Consider the following 14,069-nt stretch of genomic DNA (forward strand, 5'->3'; position numbering starts at 1 on the left):
ACGACACCGGGTTATGCACGTACGCATACAGGTTCAGACCCCCTGCTAAGCCAATCGGGTCTGGATTCAGCCAGCGGCCTGCCCACGGCATATAGTAACGATAACCGTAATAGTACAGCCCGGTGGCATCTCGCTCTTTGCCCGAATAACGGTGGGTTTTATAATCGCCTTCAACTTTGTTCCGTGGTAACCAGCACGCCGTACCACCAAACGGGAAATATTCCTCCTCGCTAATCAATGCTCCCGTCTCATCCAGCTCCAGTTCATTTAAACTCAGCAATCCCATATAGCAATAGCGCCCTTGCCAGGTTTTGCCTTCCAGCGGGCAACCTTTACGCCATTGCAGCACCCTCACCCCATCCTGCGGCGTGATAACCTCCCAACTTTCCTGCTCTGTGCCATTCAACCAGCGACTACGCAGTTCCAACCCCGGTAAATACACCACCCGTTCTTCCTCCGTGCCATTCTGTGAACGGTTCATCTTGTATACCCGCATTCCACTGCCGTACAGGTAATCCTCTTCCCGTGTACTGCCACGTACACCACTCAACTGGTTACGTCCATCCCATATCAGTGTCTGAGTATCGCGTGGCAGCAGGTTTTGCAGGTTGCCGCAGGCATCAAAGCTGTTTTCTGCCCGTACAGAAGAAACCTCATCCACCTGCGCCACCCCTCGATTAGAACCGGCTTCCACCGTGATATCCCGCGTGAACTGAGTGGCTCCATTATGGCGGATACGTATCAGGTTGTTGCCTCGATCGTAACTGTAGTTACGCTGGTAGTTGACCCGCTGGTTTTCATCCTTTTGCTGACCGGAAGGATTTACCTGTTGCACCTGTTCACGACCACGGGCCGCAGTGAGTTGATACAACGTGTCGTAGTCATAGCTATTCCGTGGATTAACTTGCTGATTGTTGAAGAATCGCGTTTCTTCATGCAGGTGATCCACCTGAATAATGTTACCTACCGGGTCATAGTCATAGACAATGTGTTGCAGCAGCGTATTACCCCGTTTAGTCTCCACGCTGAGTAATCGTTGCGTCTGTAACTCATAGGTGTTGCGGGTAGAAATACCTGAGCCGGTTTCTTCCTCCCATACCTGCCCGGCAGCACTGTAAGTGCGACGGGCTATCAGTATTTGTTCCGGCGCATCGCCATTGGGTGTCAGCCCGCCAGTAGTCAGTTGCCCGGCCACATTGTAACGCTGCCAGGTCAAATGCCCGGCAGCATCGGTCTGATTTAACAGTTGTCCCTGCGCATTGCAGGCAGTGCGGGTAGTCCATCGTTGGGTTTCCAACAGGGATGACCAACCCGTGTTCTCATCCCCTTCATCTTCGCCGCGCCAGTACACTGGTGCTGTTTTATCTTTCAGTAAGCGACGCGACTGTTTAAGGATCACGCCCTGTAGTCCGACACAGTGTAGCTGCATACAGCCAGCAGTGTCGTAGTGGCGTACACACTGACCGCGTAGATTGTTTTGTCCGGCATCCGGCTCCTCTTCTCCATACACCAGACGTTCACGCACCTCAAACTCACCACCGTTGAGCTGTTCAAAATGAGCGCTCAGACGGCCAGGGCCTTTCTCCGGGAGTTCATACTGCCAAGTATGTACCGTGCCCCGGGCATCTTTACGCCAGTACGGGCGGCCTTCGATATCGTTCAGAGACAAACTCCAACCGGCATCAACACTGTCACTACGCAAAGGCGTGCCGCTGAGACTGCACTCCAGGCGGACGTTGGGTGTAGTTCCGTTGGCAAACAGGCGCGGGTCTCTGCTTTCGGTAGGATAACCGGCAGCATGATAGTAGGTCTGGGTGATGCGCTCATCAAGCGGCGTCATTGGATGAGAGTTATCCCCAGTCAAAGCCCGGTGATATTGCAGACTGCGGATGGGTAGCCCACGATTATCACACACACGCAGGGTTGGCGTTCCGGCATGTAGATCAGCTTGAAACATAGATGGCTCCTTATTGGTGGTAGTTCCGCAACGCTAACGGTAACAGACGACACGCCAGAAATTTTGTTGGCGCCTCTATGTAAATATAGACATATTATTGATTCGTGCAGTTTTTCATACACATTAGAAAATACATTAATTACTCTTCTCAAGATAAACGCTTTCCAATAGCATAAAGAAACTCTCCCTGCTTATTATTTTTTTACAAAAACCTTTTCCTAAAATACTATTTTATTCCTACCTTAAATTACCAGATAATAAATATAATTACTTGAAATCAAATAATTATATCAATCATGAATATAATATTAACTCTCAAATCATTAGAGGTTCTAAATTCTATGATGAAAATATATATCCTTGATTTCGAAACAGTAGTTAATTTTTCATATAAATATAATTGATTAATTTCAAACATAAGCTACGTTTTATCTTACCTATCTCAAGTTTTAACAGTGAAATCACATCATCACTAAGACCTTACTTTAAAAGAGGATTATTATGATCGACAAAATGTCTGATGAAAAAAAACCTCATGCAGCAGATGAACTCTATCTCTCTCCAGATCCAGGAACCAAAGATTTAAACGAGCCAGACAAAGTCTGGGGAGCGGGAGCCGCTGAAAAAACCTATGCCGCCAATGAGTTCGATCCTGCTACAGCGGACAAACAACTCTCTTATACCCCAGGAAGGGTGGCTAAAAACCTGTTTAATAATTATGAAGCTGATCCTGATTTTCTGGTATTTGGCTATCTCACTGACTGGGGGATTTATGACGGCCGCTATGGTCAATTTGCCGGAGATACCGACGTCGATTACACAGTAGGCGGGCGTGGCTCAGATATCATGCGTTTAAAAGATGATAACTACCCGCGTTATGACAAGATTATCGTTGGTTTCTCAGGGATTATTGGCGACGAAGGAGAACAACAAAGCAATATTGAAAAAGGCGCTATAGATTTTGCTATTGCTAAGGATCAGGACGACCTAATTAATCACCGGGGCAAAGCAACCTTCCTCGACGGTTGGGCAGATGTTCAAGCCTATCTGAATTGTGGATTTGCAGGCTGGGTACCGGGCGATCCTCCTGAGCTGTTTGACCCACATAAAGCACAGGGCGTTTTAGGCGCATTAGTTAAGCTTACTCAAGGCGCGAAACCGCCAAAAATTGGTTTAAGCTTGGGCGGCTGGACAATGAGTCAAGCATTCCACCACATCGCCAAGGAGCCTGAATCCCGCGAAAATCTGGCTGAAAGTCTGAAAAAGATTTTTGATACTTTCCCTATGTTTACTGATCTTGACCTTGACTGGGAATACCCCGGTGTTCCAGGTGCAGAAGGTAATGATTATGGGGACGAAGATGCGGAAAACTTCGCAGAATTAATTAAAGTAATTAAGCAAAAGTTGCCTGATATAAAAATCAGTATCGCGCTTAATGCCGAGCCAGGCAAAATGGCAAAAGCAAATGTCCTGGAATTGATTAAGGCAGGTGTTGAAGGGTTAAACGTGATGTGTTATGACTTTTTTGGCTCTCCATGGGCTGAAAGTCTGGCACACCATACCAATATTAAACGTGACCCTAATAACGATGAACTGAATTCAATGGAGGATGCGGTTAATTACCTTCTGGAGCTAAATGTTAACCCTAAAATAATTTTCTGTGGTTTTGCCGCTTATAGTCGTAATGCTCAACAAGCATACGTCACCAAATTATCACCACTGAGAGGCTTCTACACCCCACACGATCCTGACGAGGATAATACTTTCGGCAGCTTTGGCCCCGGCGTCACCGAATTTCCAGATCTACTGCGCAACTATCTAGACAGTGATCTGAAAGGTAAAAACGATTTTACCCTGTATACCGATACCGTTTCCGACGCAGACTTTTTATATAACGAAAACACCGGAGCATTTCTATCGATAGAAACACCTCGTACCGTGCATCGAAAAGCGGAATTTGTAAAAAATAAAGGGCTTGGAGGGCTATTTGTCTGGACGATTGATGCCGATAACGGGCTATTAGTCAACGCCGCCCGTGAAGGATTAGGCGCCACGCCTGTTGCTCCAGTCACTATTGACATGTCTAAATTTTACCATGTTGGGAGAGCAGAATTGAGTTCTCAACCAAGACGATCCCAACCTTCCTTTGTTACAAATCGCCATCAAAGTAAGACTGTATTTGCCAGAAAGAAATAAGTATCCGGGCTATATACCCAATAGATTTCAAGTTGCAGCGCGGCGGCAAGTGAACGCATCCCCAGGAGCATAGATAACGATGTGACTGGGGTAAGTGAGCGCAGCCAACAAAGCAGCAACTTGAAAGATGAAGGGTATAATAAGCAGGCTCGACTCATCATATTGAGTCGAGCCTTACTTATGCGTTATTTCAGTTTATAAGGTGAATTATGAACGATAAGACAACGCTCCAATCCAATAATCATGCTTCTCAGACTATTTCAACGCTTTTGGTGAAAACAATCCCAGCAGAAGCAGAAAATAGTTTAGCTACTCAACTCATCAACTTTGGTTATCAATCTGTTTTCGATATTATTCGCGTAGGAAAATCCCGTTTTCTTCGCCGCCATAAGCATCAGTTCTCTGGGCACGCAAGTGAGATTTATGATCGTGCACTCAGTTTTGCTACTCAACTCGTCCATATGCAGAGGGAACAAGGGCTACGCGATGGTGAATCGCTGCGTTTGAAACGCATTGCAGAGGGAAAACCTGAGCTGCCAAGTTATACTGACCTTTTTCCCGAACCCTGGGATAACTTCTGTCGTCCGGGCGCTCTGGAAGCGCTGAATTCGCCAATAAGTTATCTGCTTGAGCTTTATCTGTTTGCACGGCAAATCGAGCTGGATTCGACAGAAGGCGCGACAATGCTTGAACAGCGACGCCCTGACTTAGCCGAATTAATGCTGGATGCGGACAATACCTATCAGGAACTTCCGGCACTCAAAATAGTCAATGAAGTGCTCAGTTATTCCGCTGCAAACTATATCGATCTCACAGAAGATACAGGCAAACCGGTTAATCAAGTATTAGGTGAAACACGCTACCCCTTTACGTTGCCATTCAGCCTGCCGACAACGCAAATTACGCTGGGATTAGAGCAGAAAAAGACCTCGCTGGCTAAAATCATTCAGGCATTAAGTACCGAGATCCCATGGTTTAGTCACAATCTACCCGCAAATAAACAGAACAATACCTTGCTGGCAGGAACCCTGCTGAGTAAGGAGCAAATGGCATTGTTGAGCCAGCCCAGTCCATTTGCGCAGGTACATCTAACTCGCCCCCGCTTACAGGCGGTTTATCTTAGCGGCAGTACAACCGAAACCGTCACCGATATTGTTCTTTCTGCCCATGGTTATATTGTGCCGAAGCAAGACAATGTCAGTGGTCCAGACGAGCTCACATACAGTGAGATTGAACCTGCACCAGATAACCACGAGTTCATCACCGTCACCTGCACTAATCAGGATAAAAAGCCCATTACAATTAAGCTACGCGGTAAATCAGTACTCAGTTATCAGCGTATTAAGGCCCGGTTGCTCCCGTTTGATGATACGCCACCCTACCCGCGCCAGTTAGAACTTAGTTGGCATAACGAAGATAATCCCGACCTGGATCTTGCTGCCGGCCCTTATTTTGGTGAAATCAAGATCGAAGTTCAAAAGTGGTCAGAAAAGACGTCGGTACTGACCTTAACATACCGTTTCGCCATTGCCGGTGATGATATTGATGAAGATAAATTATTTCCCGAAGCCGCCGATTTCTTCTTAGAAAACTATGGTATTACCCTGCAACAAAGGCAAAAACTGGAAGAAATTTTGTTCTTCTCCGAACAAACTAAAGGCTCTGTTGAGGAGCTGGAACGTGCGTTCAGCCACGGCGATTATCATCCTACCGTGTCACCGAATGTTCAGTTTAAAAATACGATTTTCAGTAATGGACAGAGTCACGCCACATTCCCCACTCCTTATCAGTATGGCTCGGTATATCTGAATTCTGCCCACCCAGAAGCATTGGGTATTAACAAAACACGTCCCCGTAGTATGACAGCAATCACGGAATATCGTTTTGATCGATTAAACCGTCTGTTACGCCTGCAACGCTGGACAAAACTGCCGCATGATAAATTAGATTTGTTGCTTACCTCAGCTGCCCGGGCAGAAGGGATGGATAATTTAGAGCTGAATATCAACTACAATAGCCTGCGGGTTCTGGGCCTATTCCGTTATTTAAACAATAACTATAATTTGGCAGCCGAAGCCTTTGCCGCATTTATCTACCAGATTACCCCTTTCAATATCAGTTCTAATGTGCCGTTTTTCGATCAGGTATTTAATCAGCCTCAGCTGTTTGATATCCCAATGGCGTTGGACAATAGCGAATTTGACTATACCGCCCGCCGGGGTAGCGATGCCAGAACGGTAAAACAAATCTGTGCGGGTCTGGGAATTTCTTCAGCCACTTTTCAAATTTTAGCGCAACAAGTCGGTTCCGCATTCTCATTGCCGGAAAAACGGCTCATGCGTTCTCTGGATGTCATATCAGCATTTTATCGGCTGGTTATGATCCCCAGACTGTTTAAATTGACCCCAGAGCAAGGAATCATCATTGTTGATATTTTCTCCAAAACTAGTGGTTTTAATCCGCTACTGCTGGCGGGAGCACCCCGTTTAAGCCCACTGGGAGATGACGGAGAGTCAACAACGCAAATCGATAGTCTCGATATCATTCTCGCTATGGAAGAAATATCAGCCTGGCTATCACAGACAAAACTGACGCCGGAAGAGCTTAGTCTGTTTATTCAAAATCAGCGTTTGCCTATTGTCGCCACCGAAAGCAGCGCAGATTTCTTTGGCGGCATTGTCTCTGCCCTGCCGGAAAATCTTTTGACAGAACAAGACTTCCAAGGACCAGAAATTCCCGATGTCGGCGGCTGGATAGCAAAACTTAGCGAGCTCATTACCGAAGATGGTCTGGTGAAACCCCTACCTTTGGTCTGGGCACAGAGCGATGAAGAATATCTCGAAAAAACCATTACTGCTATAGTTGATGGGCTACCGTCTCCTCCAGATGATAAACAGCTTACGGTTACCGCACTGAGGCTTATTATTCAGCAATATAAAACTGCACAGGACAATTTAGTTTCTACCGCAGTTGCCAAGGAATACGGTGTTTCCCGCGATGCGGTTCCGCTGTTGTTGAGATGGGTTGGCAGCAGTGTAACAGAGCTGCTGGAGATGCTGAATCAACAGTCGCGCCGGTATAATGGACGTCTTCTTCATGCTCAACAGATCTCCGATGATCTTCTGCAAATTGCCTATAATCTGGCGATGAATGGAGCACTAATTAAACAACTGCGCCTGACGCCCCAATTACTATTCCTACGCCTGGCCGAACCAACATGGCTGAGTCTATCCTCTCCTACAGTTATGGAACCCGGACAAGGTGCGCCGTTGACGCTGAAAGAGATCTTTATATTGAGCCGTTATCGTCATTGGGTGACCTCATCATTACACACGGAAGATAAATTAATCGAATATCTGGCTTACGCCAATAATCCGCCAGTTAAACGTAATGACGAAGATATTAATCTCGATTGTGCAGAACTTCTGGCCGATATCTTAGGCTGGGATGCCAGTGAAGTAGAACAGGCATGTGAACAATTTACCCCGGCACGCGCTTGCAATATGGGGCAAATTGATTGGTTACGCCGTCTTCAAGCACTTTCACAACAAACGAAGCTATCCGTTTCACCGCTTCGTGAAACAGCCGCAATCACCCCCTCTTCCTCATTCGATCAGATCCAACATGTCGGCGAGGCCGTCATTGCGGCGACAAAATCCTGATCTTCCCGGAGAACAACAACGATGAGCGAAAATACGATAGAAGCAGGTTTGTTGGAAGCACAGCGAGATGCATTGGTGGACTATTTTATTGGTCAGGTAGTTGCCCATTCTCCCGCGATGGAGCCGCTACGCGACGACATTAAAAATGTGGATGATGTCTATGATTATCTGCTGTTGGATGTCATGGTCTCTGCCAAAGTCAATACTAGTCGGGTGGCAATGGCAACCAATACTTTGCAGCAATACATTAACCGCATCTCGCTAAATATTGAAAAAGGTCTGTTTATGACCGTCGAGGAGAGCGAGAACTGGCAAGAATTTGCCAACCGTTATAACTATTGGTCCGCCGACCGTATGCTAAGAACCTATCCGGAAAGTTATTTGGAACCGATGCTGCGGCTGAATAAAACGGAGTTTTTCTTTCAACTTGAAAGCAGTCTCAATCAGGGGAAAATTACCCAAGAATCGGTACAACAAGCCGTGCTGGGGTATCTGAATAACTTTGAGGATGTCAGCAATCTGGAAGTTATTGCCAGTTACGAAGACGGCGTAGACATCACCCGTGATAAATTTTTCTTTATCGGACGTACCCGAACCCAGCCTTACCAATATTACTGGCGCTCTCTGAATCTGTCTATTCGACATCCAGATACCGATGCGCTTTCACCCAATGCCTGGAGTGAATGGCGTTTTATCGATTTACCGTTGGGGGGAGTAAAAAGCGCGACGATACGTCCGATCTTTTTAAATAACCGCTTGTATATTGCTTGGGCAGAAAGCGAAGAAGTCACTCCTACGACAACAAATATTCGTCTACATGCAGACACAGAGGAAGCACCGAAAACCTACAACACTCAATTAAAAATCGCCTACGCAAAATACGATGGAACCTGGAGTGCTCCCAGTATTTTGCGGGAAGGAGAACTGCCCTATCAGATGACAGATATGGTTGCCGTGATGGATGTAATGCAAGGCGAACCAAAGCTGGCTGTTGTCGCCTTTACCCGTCTGAAGGGAATGGACGGGGGTCAGCCTTATGATTACGATTATTGTTTCGAATTTATCTGCGATACGTTGCTGGCAGAAATTACTGATCTGCCTAAGACATCGGAAAAATATGCTGCGGATCTGGTGTGGTATTACTCCCGAGAGCATAGAGATGAAGCTGGAGACCCCATACCTTTCCGCACCATGGTGCTTTACCCAGCAACACGTAATACCAAATTTATGATTGCAGGGGCAGGAGATGACCAAGGCGACGAAAAGTTGGGAAAAGGGACGATAAAACTGATTGTCGATTTTGCCTACGACTCCAGCACGGAACTGCAACTAACTGCTCGCTCAACTTTTCTCTACGGTTCCGATCCATATCATGACAACTTTGAAAATCTGGAGTTCTGCATCTGGCAAAGGAATACTGAAATTATCATTGATGAGTCTGGCAAGGAGAAAAAAGTTACTAAGGATACAAAATTAGCCTTTGAACCACTCACCAAAAACAAGCCCACACCAGATGTTGTATACCGTTTGGATCTGAAAGAAAACCTTTCCGTCACTTTAGTAGCCGGTATAAGTTTCACTGATGGTCTCGGAAATGAGAAAAAAGGAGGAATATATATCAATGACTATCGGGTCGGGATGTTGATCCGTCCGTTAGTTCAATTCAAGGAAGAACGCCAGGTTCAATACCTCTCCTTCGCACCGGATGATGATAAGAATACTCCACCGACTATTCGGCTGAACACTTTATTCGCTAAGGAGCTAATCAGCCGCGCCAGCCAGGGTATCCATCAGGTACTCAGTTGGGATACTCAACATATTAAGGAACTGCCTCTACCGCCACACAGTGGCATGACGGCCATCGACCTTGATGGTGCCAACGGTATCTATTTCTGGGAATTGTTCTTCCATATGCCGTTCCTGGTAGCCTGGCGCTTAAATATCGAACAGCGCCTTGAAGAAGCAACACAGTGGTTGCACTATATATTCAATCCGCTGGAAGATGCCGAACATCCAGATTTAGCCAAAGGAAAACCGCGTTACTGGAGCAGCCGACCACTGCTTGATCCCCCACCGAAATTTATGCGCAGCCTTACCCAGCCGACAGATCCTGACGCCATCGCCGCCAGTGAACCCATTCACTACCGCAAAGCGATTTTCCGTTTTTATTTGAAAAATCTGTTGGATCAAGGTGATCGGGAGTACCGCAAACTCACGCAAACTTCCCGTATCGTTGCCCGGCTCACCTATGCGTCGGCTAACAATCTGCTCGGCACCAGCCCGGATATTCAGCTCGCCGCCGAGTGGAAACCGCGAACGCTGGAAGATACAGCAACCTATACCAACACCCAAACACGTCAGTTGGAAATGACGATGACGGACACGCTGCCACTGCTACCTGTGGTGTGGGATTCTGCCGTTTCCAATCAACCCTCCGATTTATTCCGTAAGCCCGTCGATACGGAATATCTGACACTTTGGGAGGAACTGGCGCGGCGTATTTATAACTTGCGTCACAATTTAACGCTGGACGGGAAAGAGTACCCGGCAGGGCTGTTTGATGAGCCTATTAGCCCTCGTGATTTGTTGAAACAACGCTATCAACGCGTGGTTGCCAACCGTCAGGCTGGAGCTAAAAGAATGTCGATCCCCAATTATCGATTTGCCCCCGTGTTCAGCCGGGCAATGAGTGGTGTGGAGACATTAATTCAGTATGGTAATAGCTTCCTCAGTTTACTGGAACGCAAAGATAATCTGGACTTTGAGCGTTTCAGAATGCAGCAACAGTTAGGTTTGTATAGTTTCACTGTCAATCTGCAACAACAAACAATTGATATTAATCAAGCCTCTTTGGATTCGTTAAATATTAGCCGACGTGCCGCGCTTGAACGACAACAGCATTACCAAGCGCTATATGATGAAGATATCTCCAGTACCGAACAGCAAGTGATTTCGCTACAGGGCGGAGCAGCTGATGCGGTTATTGCTGCTCAGGCCATTTCTACCGCTGGCGCAGTTGCGGATCTCATTCCTAATATTTTTGGTTTTGCCGTTGGCGGCATGCAGTATGGTGCTCCACTAAGAGCCATCGCGGAAGGTATACGCATTGAATATGAATCCAAAAATGCGAAAGCTAACAGCCTGAGCGTTTCAGAAAATTACCGCCGCCGCCGTCAGGAATGGGAAATTCAGTATAAACAGGCTGAAATTAACGTTGAAGAAATCGATCAGCAAATTGCTATTCAGACCCGACAGTTGCAGGCATCTATCACGCAGTTAGCGCAAATACAAGCACAAAGGGAACACGATAATACGCTGTTGGAGTATTTTTCCCAACGTTTCACCAGTGAAAACCTGTACATGTGGATGATTAGCCAAATTTCCGCGCTGTATTTACAAGCGTATGACGCCGTGATGTCTTTATGCTTGTCTGCGGAAGCCTCCTGGCAATATGAAACAGGGAAATTTGATACGCAGTTTATTCAAAGCGGAGGCTGGAACGATCTCTATCAAGGTTTGCTGGTCGGAGAATCGCTGAAATTGTCCTTACTGCGCATGGATCAAGAGTATATGAAACAAAACGTTCGCCGGCTGGAGGTGGTTAAAACCATTTCATTAAAATCATTACTTAGCTCTCAAGCATGGGAAGCGGGTAAATCAACCGGTAACTTTAATTTCAATCTGGATTCTGAAATGTTCATCAGAGATTATCCCGGACACATTGATCGTCGCACCAAAACGGTCTCGGTTTCTCTGGCGACACTGGTCGGTCCCTATCAGGATATTCGTGCAACGCTGGTGCAAAATAGCAACAGCATTAACTTCATGGAAGATCCTGACACTATCGACTACTTACTTAACCCAGTTAAGTACGGCGAACCTCATGGCTTAATTCGTAATTTACAGGCCAATCAGGCGGTAGTGTTATCAACCGGTATAAACGATAGCGGCATGTTCCAGCTTGATTTCCAGGATGAGCGCTTCCTGCCTTTTGAAGGAACAGGGGTATTTGCTAACTGGACGCTAACGTTTGGTGATAATCAATCTGACCTGCTGGAAAAGATGAGCGATATTATCATTCATCTGCGTTATACCGCACGTTCTACCAGTGACAGCTTCACGAAAAAAGTCAGAGAACGATTGGCGCAGCACGAAGCGCAAAAAAAACAAGACTAACAGACTCCCACTTCCCACCTCATTAAATGAGGTGGGAAAAATATAAAAGGTAAAAAAGATGACTGATAACAGTAAATATCAATATACCTGCAAAAAAGTGATGTCCGATGCCAGTGAAAATATCGGTGCGCCGTTAACCGCCTGGAGCAACCAATCTGGTGGAGAAACTTATTACGTTATATTTGATGGTCAAGTCTATAAAAACACTTACTGGGTGGAACGCTGGCACATTCCTCAACGTGATAATACCCCTTCATACGAAAATGCCTGGAGCTGGGTACGTGCTGCAACAGCAGAAGAAATCGCTAAACATGGCAATCCTAAGGAAAGCACCGTTAAACCTATCCCCGGAGATGTGGCTATTTTAAAACCCGATGCACTCACAGAGGAGACTTATCAGAAAGAGGGCTATAAGCCCGATGGTTCAGGCACGAATCTGGCTTACACCTCTGCGCGGGTATGTCATTCTTTATACAACCAATATGAAACGGACAGAACGCGTCCTAAAGTCTCTGCCTATATTACTGACTGGTGCCAGTATGATGCGCGTTTGCCTCCAGCTTCAAAGGACTCTGACAAGAATGAAGATGGCCCTGGTCGCGGATTTAATCTGGCGGATATCCCTGCAACCGCTTATGACAGATTAGTATTCAGCTTTTTAGGTATTTATGGCGATAAAGGAAGCAAAAAAGACAGAATCAACCTGTCTGCTGAGGGTTGGAATAAACAATTAAGACCGGAAGATCCTCCCATTACATTCGGTCATATCGTTCCTGTCGACCCTTATGGTGATCTGGGAACTACGCGTAACGTCGGGCTACCCAAAGAAGATACAAGAGATGCCGGTCCTAATACCTTTTTGCCATTTTATAATCAGCAAGCCGCATCGGGCCTGCTCGGAGGGCTGCGTAACCTGCAACAACAGGCCAAACTGGCAGGACATCGTCTGGAACTGGCCTTCAGTATCGGCGGCTGGAGTATGTCCGGTTATTTTTCTCCAATGTTAAAAGACGATGCCCAACGCAAAACCTTTATTGACAGCATTGTTGACTTCTTCCAACGTTTCCCCATGTTTACCGCCGTCGATATCGACTGGGAATACCCTGGAGCCGCAGGTGAAGTGGGTAACGAGTTTGATCCGGAAAATGATGGACCTAACTACGCCATTCTCATTAAGGAGTTGCGTCAGGCTTTAGATCGGACATTTGGCACCAGTGCCAGAAAACAAATTACGATTGCGTCCAGTGCTGTCGTCGGCAAGCTGAAAAAATCCAACATCAAAGGACTCATTCACAATGGATTGGATAATATTTTTGTCATGACCTACGACTTCTTTGGAAACGGCTGGGCAAAACACATTGGTCATCATACCAATCTCTATTCTGCTCCTTATGCGTCAGACGATCCTAACCGCGATTACGATATTTCATCTGATGAAGCCATTAAATACCTTATTGAGGTTGAAGGCGTTCCCCCCGGAAAAATTCACCTTGGTTTTGCCAACTATGGTCGTTCCTGTATAGGTGCAGATCTGAAAACCCGTCAATACAACCGTAATCCAGATAATCCTGCTCCTGCTCTGGGTACGATGGAGAACGGCGCTCCTGAATTTTTCTGTTTGCTGAATAATCAGTTTGATTGTGAGCAACAGCTCGCATGGGCAAAAAATGGCTTTAAATTAATGACGGACACCGCGACAGACGCGGACTTTCTTTATAACAGCACAGGCGGACATTTTATCTCTCTAGATACCCCTCGCACGGTGTTCAAGAAAGGTATTTATGCAACGGAACATAAGCTGGGCGGAATATTCTCTTGGTCTGGCGATCAAGATTGCGGCCTGCTGGCAAATGCAGCCAGAGAAGGAGCCGGTTATATTCCGATTAAAGGTAAAGAGAAAATTGATATGGGGCCATTGTATAACCGGGGGGAACTTGTAGAACTTCCTGATGTTAATTCCCGTAAAAAGTAATCTCGCTTCATAAGCATAAATAAGTTTTAATCAAGTGCCGCTCATCACGATGAACGGCACTTTTTTATCCACTTAGATTAGAGCACACTATTAACATCATGAATTT

5 protein-coding genes are annotated in these 14,069 nt (G+C 46.2%); 4 read left to right on the forward strand and 1 reads right to left on the reverse strand.

The annotated features are described in order from the left end of the window. On the reverse strand, positions 1-1,957 hold a 1,957-nt coding region (locus LGZ99_RS13950), incomplete at its 3' end, for an RHS repeat-associated core domain-containing protein (protein WP_262979201.1). A gap of 501 nt (positions 1,958-2,458) precedes the next feature. On the opposite strand from LGZ99_RS13950, the gene LGZ99_RS13955 reads away from it, so the two are divergent. The 4 genes from LGZ99_RS13955 (at position 2,459) to LGZ99_RS13970 (ending at position 13,963) form a co-directional block, all read left to right on the forward strand. Then, positions 2,459-4,153, forward strand: coding sequence for a glycosyl hydrolase family 18 protein (locus LGZ99_RS13955; protein ID WP_072008842.1), 1,695 nt, complete (start codon positions 2,459-2,461; stop codon positions 4,151-4,153). A gap of 209 nt (positions 4,154-4,362) precedes the next feature. After that, positions 4,363-7,815: a Tc toxin subunit A gene (locus tag LGZ99_RS13960; protein WP_262979202.1), complete on the forward strand. Its 3,453-nt coding sequence runs from the start codon at positions 4,363-4,365 to the stop codon at positions 7,813-7,815. A gap of 21 nt (positions 7,816-7,836) precedes the next feature. Next, positions 7,837-11,991: a Tc toxin subunit A-related protein gene (locus LGZ99_RS13965; RefSeq protein WP_036838307.1), complete on the forward strand. Its 4,155-nt coding sequence runs from the start codon at positions 7,837-7,839 to the stop codon at positions 11,989-11,991. Between the two features lie 58 nt (positions 11,992-12,049). Continuing rightward, on the forward strand, positions 12,050-13,963 hold the full coding sequence (locus LGZ99_RS13970; RefSeq protein ID WP_036838304.1) for a glycoside hydrolase family 18 protein: 1,914 nt from the start codon (positions 12,050-12,052) through the stop codon (positions 13,961-13,963). The last annotated feature ends 106 nt before the right edge of the window (positions 13,964-14,069 follow it).

Origin of the sequence: Photorhabdus temperata (assembly GCF_025384845.1) — a bacterium.
GTDB classification, from domain to species: Bacteria; Pseudomonadota; Gammaproteobacteria; order Enterobacterales; family Enterobacteriaceae; genus Photorhabdus; species Photorhabdus temperata.

Bases quoted from the DNA above. Each gene is read 5' to 3' on its own strand.
- LGZ99_RS13960 (WP_262979202.1), top strand. From the start codon at position 4,363: ATGAACGATAAGACAACGCTCCAATCCAATAATCATGCTTCTCAGACT.
- LGZ99_RS13970 (WP_036838304.1), top strand. From the start codon at position 12,050: ATGACTGATAACAGTAAATATCAATATACCTGCAAAAAAGTGATGTCC.
- LGZ99_RS13955 (WP_072008842.1), top strand. From the start codon at position 2,459: ATGATCGACAAAATGTCTGATGAAAAAAAACCTCATGCAGCAGATGAA.
- LGZ99_RS13965 (WP_036838307.1), top strand. From the start codon at position 7,837: ATGAGCGAAAATACGATAGAAGCAGGTTTGTTGGAAGCACAGCGAGAT.